The sequence below is a fragment of the Streptomyces sp. NPDC051662 genome (genome assembly GCF_040681655.1).
Taxonomy (GTDB): Bacteria; Actinomycetota; Actinomycetes; order Streptomycetales; family Streptomycetaceae; genus Streptomyces.
Map to the genome: position 1 here is coordinate 41,738 of NZ_JBFAZD010000031.1, position 16,093 is coordinate 57,830.

Annotated in this window: 7 protein-coding genes and 1 pseudogene; 5 read left to right on the plus strand and 3 right to left on the minus strand. The window is 69.5% G+C overall.

All coding sequences use genetic code 11. From position 1 onward, the window contains the following. Window positions 1-86: 86 nt before the first annotated feature. Window positions 87-6,134: a hypothetical protein gene (locus AB0M67_RS34860; protein WP_365751580.1), complete on the plus strand. Its 6,048-nt coding sequence runs from the start codon at window positions 87-89 to the stop codon at window positions 6,132-6,134. Window positions 6,135-6,556: 422 nt separating this feature from the next. Here AB0M67_RS34860 and AB0M67_RS34865 read toward each other — a convergent pair. Continuing rightward, a pseudogene (locus tag AB0M67_RS34865) lies at window positions 6,557-6,919 on the minus strand (nucleotidyl transferase AbiEii/AbiGii toxin family protein); the annotation flags it as partial. Window positions 6,920-7,984: 1,065 nt separating this feature from the next. On the opposite strand from AB0M67_RS34865, the gene AB0M67_RS34870 reads away from it, so the two are divergent. Continuing rightward, window positions 7,985-9,322, plus strand: a complete 1,338-nt coding sequence (locus tag AB0M67_RS34870) for a gluconate:H+ symporter (protein WP_365751581.1) — start codon at window positions 7,985-7,987, stop codon at window positions 9,320-9,322. 55 nt (window positions 9,323-9,377) lie between these two features. After that, entirely contained in the window at window positions 9,378-10,706 is a 1,329-nt protein-coding gene (locus AB0M67_RS34875; RefSeq protein ID WP_365751582.1) for an enolase C-terminal domain-like protein, read from the plus strand. 162 nt (window positions 10,707-10,868) lie between these two features. On the opposite strand, the gene AB0M67_RS34880 is transcribed toward AB0M67_RS34875, so the two are convergent. Beyond that, complete coding sequence (locus AB0M67_RS34880; RefSeq protein WP_365751583.1) at window positions 10,869-11,366, minus strand: SRPBCC domain-containing protein; 498 nt, start codon at window positions 11,364-11,366, stop codon at window positions 10,869-10,871. 183 nt (window positions 11,367-11,549) lie between these two features. On the opposite strand from AB0M67_RS34880, the gene AB0M67_RS34885 reads away from it, so the two are divergent. After that, window positions 11,550-13,139 (plus strand): beta-xylosidase, encoded by a 1,590-nt coding sequence (locus tag AB0M67_RS34885; protein ID WP_365751584.1) that lies wholly within the window; start codon window positions 11,550-11,552, stop codon window positions 13,137-13,139. Window positions 13,140-13,263: 124 nt separating this feature from the next. Next, window positions 13,264-14,475: an ROK family protein gene (locus AB0M67_RS34890; RefSeq protein ID WP_365751585.1), complete on the plus strand. Its 1,212-nt coding sequence runs from the start codon at window positions 13,264-13,266 to the stop codon at window positions 14,473-14,475. A 99-nt stretch (window positions 14,476-14,574) separates the two neighbouring features. On the opposite strand, the gene AB0M67_RS34895 is transcribed toward AB0M67_RS34890, so the two are convergent. Beyond that, window positions 14,575-15,948, minus strand: coding sequence for an enolase C-terminal domain-like protein (locus AB0M67_RS34895; RefSeq protein ID WP_365751586.1), 1,374 nt, complete (start codon window positions 15,946-15,948; stop codon window positions 14,575-14,577). Between the last annotated feature and the right edge of the window lie 145 nt (window positions 15,949-16,093).

Sequence of the window (16,093 nt, forward strand, 5' to 3'; positions counted from 1 at the left end):
GCTTTAGCAAACCCAAGGCTCCGGCCACGCTCCCTTCTTCTTGTCGCCCACGGAAATCCTTGCCCATAGAAACGGAGTACGTGTACATGCAGGATCGCTACCACGTCGTCACGGGGCCGCCGTGGTCCCCGCCGAGCGTCTCGGCCGAGGACCTCGAAGGCTTGGCCGCCGCGCTCAACGCCTTGGAGTCCCCGGCCGTCGCCGCCCTGAACGACTTCACAGCCGACATGGTGGAACTCGCCTTCAACTCCCTGCGGCCCAGAGACCGGCAGGAGTTGCTCGGCAGCCTAGGCATCCGCATGGCGGCCCCTCGACGGGTGAGCAGTGCCCTGTGCCGGGACGTTCTCGCCAGGCTGCAACGCGAGTCGCGGCAGCACACCTGCAACTGCCGGATCAAGAAACTCACGGTCACCGTGATGAATCAGGTGGGCAATTTCGTCTTCGCACAGGACGGTGAGTCAGTTCCTGACCCCGTTGCCCGGTGGGGCGCGACGCTGGTCCGGGCCACTGTGTTCGCGTGGTGCAATGCCTCCGTCACCGACGCCCACATCCTTGCCTGGGCGGCGGACCAGGATTGGTTCGGGGCGAAGGCCGACGACAAGGAGATGGCTCAGCTCGTCGCTGTCGGTGCCGCGGCGCGGTCCCTCGTAGAGGCCAACCCGGACTTCGTCCACGGAGCAACGGAAGACGACGAGCCACCGCACGCGGGCGGCGGAAAGTCTGGGCACGCTGCCACCGCCGACCGACCAGGCATGAATGAACCCGCGCCGGAAACCGCTGTATCGGGTCTCCGTATTTTACCCGAGGTGATCGCTACGGCGTCCGAAAGTGTCCGGGTTGAGCAGGGAACGGATCCGGAGGCGGCCTGTCGGCAGCTGGAGTCAGCTCTCGCGAGGGCTCGGCAAGCAGCGCAGAGGGTGACCGTTGCGGTCGTGGACGGCCGCCCTCCGCAGGTCGAGGACCTGGCACCGCTGGCCGCGCTGGGCGCCGTCTTCGAAGACGTGGACGCCGAACTCCGCGCGGCCGGGATTGAGGGGGTGCCTCGCCGACTGGAGGACATGACGCGTGCCGCACGCGCGCACCGGGCGGCTCACGAGCGTGACCTGCAGGCTCGGGAGCCGCTGCGGGAGCTGCTCGATGTCGCCTGCCGCCCGGACAGCTCCCCCACTGCCGCTGCGGCCGCCGAGGCAGTGCGCGGGGCGGCACGCGGCCTGCTGGAGACTCCGGCGTGGGAAGAACCGCAACGGGACGAAAGTTCCGCGCTCGCCTCCTTGGCCCGGATCATCAGGCTGGGGCGACAGGAGGATGCCGCAGCAGAGATCCTGGCGCTGCAGGGGCAGATCGTGCGGGTGCTGCCCGCGTGTGCCATGGCGGTGCTCGTCGCCCCTGAACTGACCTTGGACCAGCTGGAGGACGTCTGCCGCGAACCTGCCGGGATCGAGACGACCGTGAAGGACACGGCCGTACAGCCGGCCGAGGAGACCGCTGGCCACGCCACCGAGGAGGCCGCGCCCCAGCACGCCTCTGAGCCGGAACCCGCAAAGGCGTCCGAGCCGGTCCACGCCTCCGACCCACAGACCGTGCCCCTCGCCGGTAGCGACCCGGCATCCCTCACGCAATCGGATGCGCACGTCCCGGCGCCCACCGCACCCGCGGTCTGTCCCACCGAGGAGGCGCCCCTCCGCGAATCGGCCCCGGCCGTGGGTGAAGACTCCGACGAGACTGTGACCGAACGGGCCTTGGCGCGGCTGGTCGTGGAGCGGCGCTTCGGACTCGCCCACCATCTGGCGAGGGCCGTCGGCCACCCCGGGCCCCAGGTGGCGGCGCTCCGCCTGGCCGGTGCCGCCGCGCTGCTCACGTCCGGCGACAGTCAGGGCGCGCGGCTGACGGCGGACCTGCTCCAGGAGTACGGCGGATACGCGGGCCAGGACACCGAGGGCAGCGAACTCCTCCTGTTGCCGGCCCTGCTGCGTACCGCACTGATCACGGGCGACCACTCGGCAGGCGCTCAGCTCAAGGCGCTGGTGCCCCGACTCCCGGACCGGCTCGCGGAGGCGGCGGCCGCCGTCGCCGACCGTGCTCTCAGCGGCGCCCTGATGATCGCTTCCCCGCTGGTCGCCGACGTCTCCGAGGCGGAGGTTCGTCTGCGGGAGCTGCGCGAGCAGAGCCGTGACCTTCTCGCGCCGCAGAGGCTGCGGTTCGCGCGGGCGACGGAGATCGCCAAGCGCTGGCTGGCCCCCGACGACGGGATGCTCGGATCGCTGCTCATGACCGTCGCCAACGACAGCCGTAACGCGATACACCAGGTGCGGGAGCAGGCCGAGCGGCTGTCGAAACTGGCCGAAGTCAACAATGAGATCGACCGAATGGACCGCAAACACCGTTCGTCGAGCGGCAAGCCGCTCCAGGGCTCCGGGCGACAGGATCTGGTGCATCTCGTGGAGCGAGCCGCCGGCTTGGTCAAGGAGTGGTCCCTGGCGGTTGACAGTACCCGTCGCGGCGACCGTTCCGACGGCAACCGCGCGGCTAAGGAGATCTCCTCCCTGCGCCAGTCCTTGCTGGACAGCAGGGATGCGGCGCTGGGTGAGTTGGAGCAGCAGGCGCGACGCTCGGACGCCCTCGCCGCAGCGACGGCCTGGGCGGCGCGCGCCTCGATGGAGGAGCTGTTCGCGATGCTGGCTGGTGACAACGTGACCAGGGGCACCGGAGGTTCGAGCGACCCAGAACTCGTGCTGGACGCGGAGCTGCTGAAGGTACGCGACTCCCGTGACGAGCGGCCGACGCTCGATGAGCTGCTGACCGCTGTCGACCGTGGCTGGCAGGACGCCCTCGACGAGCGGCTCTCTCACGATGCCTTCAGCGCGGCCCGTGACATCGTCGACCTGGCCGGACGAGGACTGCTGCCTGCAGCACAGGCCGGGGAGTTCACCCCGCCCGCGGACACCGAGATCGACGACCGGGAAGCTCTCCGGCGCACGGAGCTGCGGACGGCACACCGCGAACTCGTCGCCGAGCTGCACCGCGCGCAGGCCGACGGGGCCGTGACGGAGGACCAGGACCTGGGCCTTCAGGAGCTGTTGGCGGACGCCCATCGTCACCTCGAAGACGCCGACCGGCATGACCTGTTGGACATGCGGCGGGCGCTCGATACGGTACAGAACGACCTGCCCGCCTTCCGGCAGCAGGCGGCCGACCGGATCCGGGCCCGGCTCGACGCCCTGGACCTCACCGCAGAGGAGCGTGCGCAGGTGCTTCGGCGCCTGGAGACGAACGACCTGGCGACCGCTGCCGACCTCGTCTACTTCCTGGAGATCGGCGAGGACGTCCCGGAGATCGAGGGAGGAGAGTCCCACTTGGCGGACTTCTTCCCGGCCGTGCCCGACGGTCTGCCGGCAGGCATTGACCACGACCTCGTCGACCTGGTCCGGTCCTGCGGCAAGCATCCGACGCTACCCCTCCTGGACTATGGTGGCCTCTCCACCGACGAGGCGGCACTCACGGCCGACACCCTCGACGAGTGGCGCGCGCTGGCCGCCGCCGAGCCGAAGGATCGGCTCCAGGTGGCTCCGACGCGACAGGTGCCGCCGCTCCTCAAGCTCCTCGGTTACGACGCGAAGAGCGCCAGGCCACTCGACGACCGGTCCCAGCACCGGCGGGAATACCGTCTCTTCGAAGCGATCGGAGTGGAGATCAACGGCAGGGCCAAGGCGCCCGCGTTCGGCTCGCAGGTCAGAGAGCAGGGCGGCAACCTGCGGGTGATGATGGTCTGGGGCAGGCCGCCCGCCAAGGTCGTCATGAGTTGGGCGGAGCGCGACACCAGCGGAGCGAGCCTCCTTGTAGTCTACTTCGGCACGCTGAGCCGTGAGGCCCGCGTCGAACTCGCCGTCGGTTCGGGCCGGTTGCAGCCGCTGCTGGTGGTGGACGACGCGGCCCTCGCATATCTCGCGGCCCACGGCGACCGCCAGGTGAGCACCGCTACGCAGACACTGCTGCCCTTCTCCGGCGTCAACCCGTATATCCGGGAGAAGCGCGGCCGGATCGGCGGCGAGATGTTCTACGGCCGTGACGCCGAGCGCAAGAGCATCCTCGACCCGCGCGGCACCCAGGTCATCTACGGCGGACGGGGACTCGGCAAGTCGGCACTGCTCGCCGACGCTGGGGAACGGTTCTCGGAGCAACGCCCCGGCTACCACCAGGCGGTGTACGTCAACCTCGACCAGGAGAACATCGGTAAGGGCAGCTCGCTCGGGCCGGAAACGCTGTGGAGCGTCCTGGAGCGGGAGTTGACTGAGGCGCAGGTACTCGACGACCGGCCGCAGGGGCGCAGGAAACGGCAGGAGATCTCCGAGCGGGTACGGGTCGGCATCCGGACCTGGCTGGACGAGGAGTCGCGCCGCCGTCTGCTGATCCTGCTCGATGAGTGCGACCAGTTCTTCGAGGCGGACGCCCCGCGTTTCGATCAGACCAAGAAGCTCAAGGGCCTCGGGTCCGACACCAAAGACCGCGCCAAGGTCGTTTTCGCCGGATTGCACTCCGTGCAGCGCTTCTCCAAGCTCGCGAGCAACGGCCCCTTCGGTCACCTCGCGCAGACCCCGAAGGTGATCGGCCCGCTGGCTCCGCAGTCCGCAGCCGAGCTCCTGGTCGAGCCGATGCGGGCGCTCGGGTTCGAATTCCAGGACCTGGACCTTGTCAACCGGGTGCTCGGCTACTGCTCCTACCAACCATTCCTGCTCCAGATGTTCGGGCACCGGCTGGTCGAGCTGATGCACCGCAAGCGGGCGCGGCGCGGCGCCGAGGGGCCCCCTTACAAGGTGGAGGTGACCGACATCGAGGTCGTGGAGTCGGACGCCGCGCTCCGGGATGGCATCTCGGCAGCCTTCAAGGACACGCTGAGCCTCGACCATCGCTACGACGTGATCGCCAACGTGCTGGCGTATCACGCCCGCCACCGCGGTCTGGAAGTGCGACTGAGCGACACCGAACTGCGCGAGGAATGCGAGACGTACTGGCGCAGGGGGTTCGAACAGCTCGACACCGAGGGTTTTCGTGCCTACTTCTCCGAGATGGTCGGCCTCGGCATCCTCGCCCCCAACCACGACGGCCTCGGTTGGCACCTGCGCGGCCCCAATGCCCTGCGCATGATCGGTACCTCCCACGAGGTGGAGGCCCGCTTGCTCAGGGCCGAACACGACTGTGAACTCCAGGAGAGCATCGTGCAGGAGGGCCGCCCCGAGCTGCCCGACGGCCGGCCGGCTCCGCTGACCAACACCCAGCTCGATGACCTTCTGGGCGAGCGGTCCAACCGGACCAGAGTCGTCCTCGGCACGCCCGCCACCGGAGTCAAGGACGTCGCCCGCACCTTGCGTACGGTCGCCGGACCGATCGACGGCTGGACGCTGCCGCCCGTCGGCAGGCCCAGCGTCTACAAGCAGGAGCTCGTCGGCGGACGGCCCCGCGAACGACGTGTCGTCATCGGTGACTTCGTCAACTACCGAGACTCGGTGCGGCCGGAGGCCTGCCGGGACGCGGTCGACCAGGCTGAGACGCTGCTGCCAGCCACCCCGGGGGTCACCCGCGCGGTCGTCCTGGTCACCGACCCCACCCAGCTAGCCCTGTGGCACACCCTGCTGACCGGAGCCGAACCCACGTCGGCCGCCCCGGTGGTGCTGCGCCGCCATGACCGCCGCAGCCTGCGCGGCTGGGCCCAGCGCGTCAACATGTTCCACACGGAGGACCGCCTGGACCGTCTCCAGGACCTCACGGGCGGCTGGCCGCTCCTGGTCGACCGGGCCCACCATCTGCACGGCGAACTGGGCGACCCGGACGAGGTGTTGCGCCGCCTGGCAGGCCTACGCACGGACCGGGCCGAGGCTCGCGCCTTCGCCGAGGCGACCGGCGTGTACGCGGACCCGTTGCTTGCCGCTGGATACCGGGCCCTTGACGACGAGTTCAAGGAAGGCCCGTTCGATCTGGAGGGCGCCGTGACCGCTGTGGCACTCAAGATCGAGGACGAGAACGAGGACGAGGCGCGATGGATTGTCAACTGCCTCGACGCTCTTCAGGTTCTCGACCGCGGCAACACCCAATTGCGCCTGGAACCGCTGCTGCACCAGTGCGTGATGCTAAGCCTGTGACTGTGGGTGACACCAGTCCGGCCGCCCGTATGCTCGGGCGGCCGGCCGCCTTTCAAACGGTCACCTTCCCGATAACCGCCCATCCATGGCGAGTTGCATGCTGGGCCAGACGGTCTTGAGGGCAGGCGGATACGGCTCTGCGCTGGGGTAGTCCTGTGACGGGCCGCTTCCGGCTGACCGCCGTCCGGGCGTACGTATCGGGCGCGCGCTGCCCTGTTCATGCAAACTTCCCTCCCGCCGAGGCCCTGGAGGCTGGATTCGTAGGGACGCGCGAGGAATGACCTCAGTTGATCACCCGCACCGACGCGGCCGCTGCTTACCGGGTGTTATTGGTGCGACCAGCTCGCGACCGACTGCTTCCCACCTGCTTGTGATCGGTCTTCGCTTGAATCGTTTGAGTCTGCGATCCCGTCTGGACGTGATCAGTCGATGTGCGGATCATCGGACTCGTCGAGGAGGCGGGTCGCGAGGTCGTCGGCACAGCCCAAACGCGAAGCGCGCGGCGATGTGGCGTCATCGAGCCCGTAGGCGGCGAAGGCTTCGTCGTCGGTCCACTCGGCGCCCGTGAGGTTCGTCCGGAGATCCTCGCGCTCGAAGCGGCCACGCGCGTGACGGCGGCCGAACTCCTGAAGTTCGGCATTGGTCCAACGGCGGGAGGCTGCGAACACATCGATCAGGTCGCGGGGCGCTCCGCGGTCGGCGAGCGCGCGGACCTTGGTCCCGATCACGTCCTCCTCCGCGCGGACAGGCCCGTACGGGCTCTGGTTGACAGGCCGCCAGAAAATCCCCTCACGTGGCTGCCAGGGCGCGGGAGGTGAGCCGAGGGAAGGCGTCTTCCCATACGCTGCGTACGGTGCGACCGACGAGTCTGCGCAGCACCAGCCACAGCTGGAGGAGCAGATCCCGGTTGCGGTAGCGGGGCCCCGAACCAGGCCGTGCAACTCGTCCAGCGACTCCGGCAGACGCCGCCGAAACTTCTCCCGGTACAGCGCGAGGCCCTCGGCGGCCGGGCCCGAGAGGTTGCTCGGCGTAGGCGCGGCGTGCTGTGGGCTCAAGGACATGACTCCGTTATGGCGGTCTGAGAAGCGTTGCGGGGTCATGATGGGCAGCCTGCGTCCGGAGCGAGCGGGAACAGGCTCGTGCAGGTGACCTGGTCGTGGCAGCCGTTTCCGCCGGAAGAGGAGGGACGGACCGTTGGTCATGACGCTCGTTTGACGCTCTGGGCACCCGCACGCGGGACAGCGAGCCGATAATCTGGCTCTGATCTGGGATTTTCTGTGACTCGTCCAAGCCGACCTCTTCCCGATGACGCACCATGTGGAGTGCGTGGCGATCCTGGAGCCCGCCTCAAAGGGCGTCTGATCCGCGGAAGTCGACGTGTCCGGCCCCGTCGCGGCCATCGCCGGCCTTCCGGCCCGGACATCGTCGACTTCTGCCCCTTTATCCATCTGTACCTGCACCTGCCTCCCCTTGGGCAGGGGCTGGACGCGCGGTACGACCTAGCGGGCTTCGCGCTCTTCGGCGGCGTCGCTGGGCGTCGTAGCGCAGCGCGCACATCGGGTCGGGCCTGATCGGGCCGCTGACTCCGCTTCGTATGCCCCCACTTCGCGCCAGGGGCCGTTGGTCAATTCGTCGGTGCATACCCATTGACCCGTCGGCGTCTGCATATCTAGTCTCCGTCTCTATACGTAGACGTCGTCTTTATATGGAGACCTCGTTCGTCGGGTCGGACGCATGGGGGCCAAGTGAGGGCGCGGGAGACAGCGGACGTCGTGGGCGCTGAGCGTGGTGGCGGCGTTGTCCGACGGTCGGCGCGCAGTCGAGAGCACAGTTCAAAGGGGAACTGATTCATGCCACTTGTCGTAGTCGGCATCAGCGTATTGGTCCTGCTCCTCCTCATGACGAGGCTCAGACTGAACGGCTTCGCCGCCCTTCTCCTCGTGGCCGTCTGCGTCGCGGTGGTGCGGGGGATTCCCGTGGCGGAGATCCCGGATGTCCTCTCGGAGGGCATTGGCGGGCAGATCGGCGACACGATGCTCACCATCGGGCTCGGTGCCATGGTCGGCCGGGTGATGGGGGACTCCGGTGCCGCCCAGCGCATCGCGGCCAGGCTGCTCGCCGTCTGCGGGCCGCGGGGGGTGCAGGTGGCCATGGTGCTGACGGCCATGCTCATCGGCGTCACGATGTTCTACGAGGTCGCCTTCGTCATCATCGTGCCCGTCGCCTTCACGCTGGTGCGGGTCACCCGGTCGAATCTGCTGTGGGTCGGGCTGCCGATGTCCATCGCCCTCTCCACGATGCACAGCTTCCTGCCGCCGCATCCGGGCCCGACGGCGGTGGCCTCGGCCTTCCATGCTTCCGTCGGGCTGACCCTGTTCTACGGCCTGTTCATCGCGGTCCCCATCGGCGTGCTCATCGCGCTGGTGTGGCCGAGGCTGCCGTTCGTCCGGGCGATGAACCCCTCCGTGCCCAAGGGGCTGGTGAGCGAGCGCGTCTTCGAGGACGAGGAGATGCCGGGGACGGCCTGGTCGCTGGCGGTCGCCCTGCTGCCCGTGGTGCTGATCGCGGGGGCCGCCGTGACCGACATGGTCACCTCGGCGAGGACTCCCGTCGTGCACGTCGTCGAGTTCGTCGGTTCCGCGCCGGTCGCGCTGCTGCTGACACTGCTCGTCGCGATCTGGGCCTTCGGACCGCGGATGGGCCGGAGCCTGGACGAGGTCGCCGCCTCCTGCCGTGGGGCCGCGCAGGCGATGGCGATGATCTTGCTGGTGATCGGGGCCGGTGGCGCCTTCAAGCAGGTTCTCGTCGACGGCGGGATCTCGGACTACATCAAGGATGTGACCGAGGGCTGGTCCATCTCGCCGATCATCCTCGCCTGGCTCGTCGCCGTGATCCTCAGGGTGGCCCTGGGATCGGCGACGGTCGCCGTCGTCACGGCCTCCGGCGTCGTACTGCCGCTGGTCGCGGGCAGTGGGATCGCTCCCGAGATCATGGTGCTCGCCGTCTCCTGCGGCTCGATCGCCTTCTCACACGTCAACGACCCGGGCTTCTGGATGTTCAAGGAGTACTTCAATCTGTCGGTCATCGAGGCGATCAAGGTACGTACCTCCTATACGACCGTGCTCGCCGTCCTCGGCCTCGGGGGCGTCCTGCTCCTGGAACGCGCCCTGAACGCCCTCAACCTCTGAGCACGCACCTCCCGAACCGCGAGACAACACCCCCGGCCAACGAAGGATTCCCGTCATGAGTCAACCCGTCGTCACTCGCTTCTCCGTGTATCCGGTGGCAGGCCGTGACTCCATGCTGCTCAACCTCTCCGGCGCGCACGCCCCGTACTTCACCCGGAACATCCTGGTGATCGAGGACTCCCAGGGCCGGACAGGGCTGGGCGAGGTGCCGGGAGGTGAGGAGATCACCCGCACGCTGCGCGAAGCGGAATCCCTCGTCGTCGGTGCGCGGGTGGGCGACTACAAGCGTGTCCTGCGTGCGATGGGGGAGCGGTTCGGTGGCCGTGACGACCGGGGGCGAGGCGAGCAGACCTTCGACCTGCGGACCGCCGTGCACGCCGTCACGGCCGTCGAGTCCGGACTGCTCGATCTGCTGGGCCAGCACCTGGACGTACCCGTCGCGGCCCTGCTCGGCGATGGCAAGCAGCGCGATTCCGTGCGGGTCCTCGGCTATCTGTTCTACGTGGGCGACCCCGGTCGGACCGACCTGGAGTACGTACGCGAACCCGACTCCGCCGTGGAGTGGTACCGGATCCGCCGCGAGGAGGCGCTGACCCCCGAAGCGATCGTCCGCCAGGCGGAGGCCACGTACGCGCGCTACGGCTTCCGCGACTTCAAGCTCAAGGGCGGTGTGCTGGCGGGTGCGGAGGAGGTCAAGGCGGTACGGGCGCTCAAGGAGCGCTTCCCCGAGGCGCGGATCACCCTCGATCCCAACGGAGCCTGGTCGCTGCGGGAAGCCGTCGAGCTGTGCCGGCCCCTGATCGGCACGCTCGCCTACGCCGAGGACCCGTGCGGGGCCGAGAGCGGCTACTCGGGCCGGGAGATCCTCGCGGAGTTCCGCCGCGCCACCGCGCTGCCCACCGCGACCAACATGATCGCGACCGACTGGCGCCAGCTCAGCCACGCGCTGGCGCTGCGGTCCGTCGACATCCCGCTCGCGGACCCGCACTTCTGGACCATGCAGGGGTCGGTCCGGGTGGCCCAGCTCTGCGACGCGACCGGTCTGACGTGGGGGTGCCACTCCAACAACCACTTCGACATCTCCCTCGCCATGATGGCCCACTGCGGAGCCGCGGCCCCGGGTGACTACAACGCGCTGGACACACACTGGATCTGGCAGGAGGGCCTGGAACGTCTGACCGTCGAAGCCCCGCGGATCGTCGACGGCGCGGTGACGGTCGACGACACCCCGGGACTCGGTGTCAGCCTCGACATGGACCGGCTGCTCGCGGCCCATGAGCTCTACCTGGCGAAGGGGCTCTCGGGGCGTGACGACGCCGTCGGGATGCGCTATCTGGTCAGCGACTGGACCTTCGACAGCAAGCGCCCCTGCCTGGCGCGGTGAGCCGAGCCCGTGGGGCGGCGGACGTGAGGCGCCGGACGAGGGACCGGGGACGTGAGGCGCCGGACGAGGGACCGGGGACGTGAGGCGCCGGACGTGATACGGCGAACGTGAGACGGCGGGCCCGAAGCGGCGTACGCGGGGGCGATCACCCGCCGCCCGCGCCTACTCGGGCCTCGCGTTCCCGCCCTCCGGGCGCTCGCCCGTCTCCACCAGCCGGGCGAGATTCGCCAAGGCCATACGGGTGCCCAGCTCATTGTCGGCGGCGGGCACATCGTCGGGAATTCCCTCGTGCACGATCAGGACATCCGTCGCGCCGTCCGCGCCCGCGTCGGTGAGTGTGGTCGTCATCGTCATCGTGCCGCCGAGGCCGGGCTCCGCCGTCTCGAACGCGAACACCTCGGTCACCTGCTCGTCGGGCACGAGCCGCGCGAAGTGGCCGTGGTACGTGTCGGTGTGCGCGCCCGTTTTGCCGCTCCCCGTGGGCTCGTCGTACGTGAGTGACACACGGAACGTGCCGCCCTCGCGGGGATCGAACGCGTGTACGTGGCTGGTCATGCCGTCAGGCACCCGCCATCGCGCGATCGCGTCCGCGTCGAGAAGCGCTCGGTAGACGGCCGCGCGGGGCGCGTTCACACGTCGGGAGACTCGCGTCGAGTACATGGCCCCAACGTATCGCCGGCGGCCTCCGCGGTGCGGCCCCTGGTCCGGTGGTCAGGCCAGGCCCTGGTCAGGTGGTCCGGCCGGGCCGATACGGGATGGATATATCAATCATTTTGATTTATCGTCTGTCGCAGCACTCCCACAGCACCCACTGCCTGCCGTACCGGGACGGAAGGAACCACCATGTCGGGCGACATCTTGGTCAGCGCCCTCGCGAACGCCCCCGCGACCCCGCTGCCGCACTTCTGGAGCCGCGTCGTCGGCGCGGGACGCGCCAATGAGGGGCTCCGCGCCGACTGGCAGCGCCAGCTCCGCGAGGCCCACGACGCGTGCGGCTTCGAGTACATCCGCTTCCACGGGCTCTTCCACGACGACATGTTCGTGTACACGGAGCGTGCGGACGGCACCCCCGTACACAACTTCCAGTACGTCGACGCGCTCTTCGACTTCCTCCTCGACCTCGGGGTCCGGCCGTTCGTGGAGTTCGGCTTCAGCCCGCGTGCCCTCGCCCGGGAGACCAACACCGTCTTCTGGTGGGGAGCGCACGGCGCCCCGCCCGTGGACCTCGACAAGTGGGCCGCGCTGATCGACGGCATCACCCGCCACTGGATCACCCGGTACGGGATCGAGGAGGTGCGCCGCTGGTACTTCGAGGTATGGAACGAGGCCAACCTCTGGGGCTTCTTCCACGGCACCCGCTCCGAGTACTTCGAGCTGTACAAGGTCACCGCGGGCGCGGTGAAGAACGTCGACCAGCGGCTGCGCGTCGGCGGCCCCGCCACCTCCAACTTCGTACCCGACGAGCGCTTCGGCGGGGAGTCAGAGGATGTCTCCCGGCGCATCGTCGCCGGCCGCGACCACATCGACGACCTGGAATGGCGCCCGGTGTGGATGGAAGCCTTCCTGGACTACTGCGCCGCGGAAGGGCTGCCCGTCGACTTCGTCTCCACCCACCCGTACCCCACGGACTGGGCGCTGGACGAGCACGGTCAGGGCGAGAAGCTCACCCGCGGCAAGGACGCCACCCCGGTCGACCTGGCCCTGCTGCGCGAGCTGATCGACAGGAGCCCGTATCCGGACGCCGAGATCCATCTCACCGAGTGGTCCTCGTCCTCCTCGCCGCGCGACCACACCCATGACACGCTGCCGGCCGCCACCTACGTCACGCGCTCGATCCTGCACTCGCTCGGTACGGTCGACTCGCTCGCGTACTGGACGTTCACGGACGTCTTCGAGGAGGGCGGGGCCGGCGACGAACTGTTCCACGGCGGCTTCGGAATGATCACACTGCCCGGTATCCCGAAGCCGACGTTCCACGCGTACCGCATGCTGCACGCCCTCGGCGACGAGCTGATCGCGCGAGGTGAGGACCATGTCGTGACCCGCTCGGCCGCCACCGGCCGGATCACCGCTCTCGTCCACCACTACCCGGAGGAGGAGCCCAGGTCCGTACCGGCCTCCTTCGACGACCGGGCCATGGCCGAGGCCACCCAGGCCAAGGGCCGGCCACGGCGGCTGAAGCTGGAGATCGGCGGGCTCGCGGCCGGCGCGCCCTTCCGCGTCGAGGTGCTGGACTCCGCGCACGGCGATGCCATCGGGGCCTGGCGGGCCCTCGGCTCACCGGCCGCGCCCACCCGCGAACAGCTCGCCCATCTCGACCGGCTGGCCCGTGCCACCGAGATACGGACCGCCACCGCCGGTGAGGACGGGGTGCTGCGGCTCGACACGGCCGTCAGTCCCTGGTCGATCGTCCTCGTCGAGCAGTTGGGCTGACCCCGGCACCAGCGGGCTTCGCGGACACGGCATACGCCCCAGCCGGTACGATTCCATCGATTTGACGCACCCAGGGAACGGCGGCATCTGGCCGCCGTCCCTTTCCGGGGCCGGGAGACGGATTTTGACGAGCAAGAAGGCGAACGCCAGGAAGGCGTCGATCAGACGCGGCACCAACCTGCCTCGCATGGGTGACTTCAACGAATCCGTCGTCCTGGACGCGATCCGGCGCCACTCCGCGGGCCTGAGCCGGGTCGAACTCGCTCAGGCCACCGGGCTGTCGGCGCAGACCGTCTCCAACATCACCCGCAGGCTGCTCGACCAGGGCGTGGCCCGTGAGTCCGGGAAGCAGAGCACCGGCAGCGGCAAACCCCGGACGCTCCTGCGGATCGCTCCGGGGGCCCGGTACGCCGTGGGCGTGCATCTCGACCCGGCCGTCATCACGTACGTACTGCTCGATCTGCTCGGTACGGTCGTCGCCCAGCGCAGCGAACGGACCCCGCGCGGCGGCGACACCGACCAGGTCGTGGCGGGCATCGCCGCCTCGGTGACCGCGCTGGTGGCCGAGTCGGGGGTGGACAGGGACCGCGTACTGGGTCTGGGGATCGCCGCGCCGGGGCCGATCGACGCGGCGGCGGGGCTGGTCGTGGACCCGCCGGAACTGCCCGGCTGGGGCAGCGTTCCGCTGCGTGACCAGCTCAGCGAGGCGACCGGCTATCCGGCGCTGCTGGACAAGGACGTGATCGCCGCCGTCGTCGCGGAGCGCTGGTCAGGGGCCGCCACCGAGAGCCGTAACTTCCTCTTCTTCTATCTCGGCACCGGCTCCGGCATGGGGCTGGTCGTCGACGACACCGTGCTGCGCGGTGTCTCGGGCAACGTCGGCGAGGTCGGCGGTCTCGGCGCGGCCTGCTCGACCCGGGTCCTGGTCGACGAGGCCATCGCGCTCGGCGTGCTCGGCGGGGAGTTCACCCCCATGGATCCCGGGGACGCCCAGCGCGGCCTTGAGCAGCTGGCGGCCCTCGCCGCGCGGGGAGAGGACCGGGCCGGCAGCATCATCGACCGCTGGGGCATCCGGATCGGCCGGGGTGTCTGCGCGGCGGCGACGCTCCTGGACGTGGACACCATCGTCTTCGGCGGCCCGATATGGCACCTTCTCGCCGACCGGCTCCTCGCCCTCATCGAGCCGATGGTCGCGCAGTCCCCGTTCGTCAAGCCGATCCATCCCACGCTGGTCATCACGACCGCCGTCGGCGAGAACGTCGCGGCCGTGGGAGCGGCGTCGCTGGTCCTGGACCGGACGCTCTCCGCGCAGCCGAAATCACTGTTGCTGGGGTGAGCCGCGAGTAGGGAGTGAGCCGTGGATACGGGTGAGGCCCCGCCGGTCGGCGGGGCCTCACGTGTGCCCGGCAAGGGCCAGGGCCGGGTACGGCGACGGTCAGGGCCGCTGCACACTCCCGTCCGTGTTGCGCAGCAGCGCCCAGCGGTCGTGCTCCAGCGGCTCGGTCACCGGATACCTGCGTACGGCCGACTCGTCGAAGTCGACTCCCAGGCCCGGCTGTTCGGAGGGGTACAGGCGCCCCTCGCGCGGCACGGGCGCCCCGGGGAAGACCTCCAGGGTGGCTTCCTTGAAGGCGGCGGCCTCCTGGACACCGAACGCGGGCGAGCTGATGTCCAGGGCGATGTTGGCGGCCATGCCGACGGGGCTGACATCGCCGGGGCCGTGCGGCGCCGTCCGTACGCCGAACAGTTCGCAGGCCGCGACGAGTTTGCGGGTGGGCGTCAGGCCGCCCAGGGTGGGGATACGGATCCGGGCGAAGTCGATGACCCGCTGTTCGAGCAGCGGCAGATACATCGTGATGTCGTGGTAGAGCTCGCCCACCGCGAGCGGCACCGAACCGGCCTGCCGTAGCTGACCGAAGTGGGCCGCGTCCTCGGGGGCGAGGGCGTCCTCCAGGAAGAACAGCCGCGCGTCCTCCACCTCGTGCACCAGCTCACGGGCCTGCGAGGGCGTGAGCCGCTCGTGCGCGTCGTGCAGCAGCTCCACGCCCGTGCCGACCCGTTCACGGATCTCGCGCAGCACCGGCGGGACATGACGCAGATAGCTCAGGGAGTCCCAGCTCCCCGCGCGCAGCCGGCGCCGGCGGGCTTCGGCCTCGTCGCGCGGGGCCGTGCCGTAGGTGTCCGTGCCGGGGACCGCGACCTGGACGCGGACATGGCGGTAGCCGCGCTCGGCGGCGGCGAGCACCCGCTCGGCGATCTCGCCCGCCTCATGGCCGTCCACATGCGTGTACGCCTCGGCGGCCTCCCGGGCCCGGCCGCCCAGCAGCTGGTACACCGGCAGCCCCGCCGCCTTGCCCTTGATGTCCCAGAGCGCCACATCGACGCCCGCCAGGGCGTTCTGCGCGATCGAACCGCCCCGCCAGTAGCCGCTGTTGAGCAGCAGCCGGTGCAGGTCCTCGATGTCGTGGGGGTCGCGGCCCAGCAGCATCGGACCGAAATAGTCGTCGACGACCGAACGGATCGCGAGGGTGCGCTGCGGATCGCTGGCGCAGCCGAGCCCGTAGAGGCCGGGCTGATTCGTCTCCACGCGCACGATCACGTACGGGCAGCCCTGCGGGGCGCACAGGAAGGTACGGACCGCCGTCACCCGCAGGGAGTCGGAGCCCCGCGAGGAGTCGGAGTCGGAGTCGGAGCCGGAGCCGGATCGGGTCCAGGGAGCCGGGGCCAGCACCTCCGCCGTCCGCGTCGTCTCCGTACTCTCCGCCGGCTCCGTACTCTCCGTCGTACCCCGTGTCTTCGCTGCCGTCATGGGTTCCCTCCGAGGTGATGGCACGTCCGTGTTTTCCGGGTGTTACAACTGTTGACACCGTACATCAAGTCGATTTAGATTCGCTGCGTCATAGAGGAGCTGGACGAACAGCCCCGAAGAAAGGCGCTGGGAACGTGATGCGACT

Bases quoted from the DNA above. Each gene is read 5' to 3' on its own strand.
- AB0M67_RS34860 (WP_365751580.1), top strand. From the start codon at position 87: ATGCAGGATCGCTACCACGTCGTCACGGGGCCGCCGTGGTCCCCGCCG.
- AB0M67_RS34880 (WP_365751583.1), bottom strand. From the start codon at position 11,366: ATGTACTCGACGCGAGTCTCCCGACGTGTGAACGCGCCCCGCGCGGCC.
- AB0M67_RS34895 (WP_365751586.1), bottom strand. From the start codon at position 15,948: ATGACGGCAGCGAAGACACGGGGTACGACGGAGAGTACGGAGCCGGCG.
- AB0M67_RS34885 (WP_365751584.1), top strand. From the start codon at position 11,550: ATGTCGGGCGACATCTTGGTCAGCGCCCTCGCGAACGCCCCCGCGACC.
- AB0M67_RS34875 (WP_365751582.1), top strand. From the start codon at position 9,378: ATGAGTCAACCCGTCGTCACTCGCTTCTCCGTGTATCCGGTGGCAGGC.
- AB0M67_RS34870 (WP_365751581.1), top strand. From the start codon at position 7,985: ATGCCACTTGTCGTAGTCGGCATCAGCGTATTGGTCCTGCTCCTCCTC.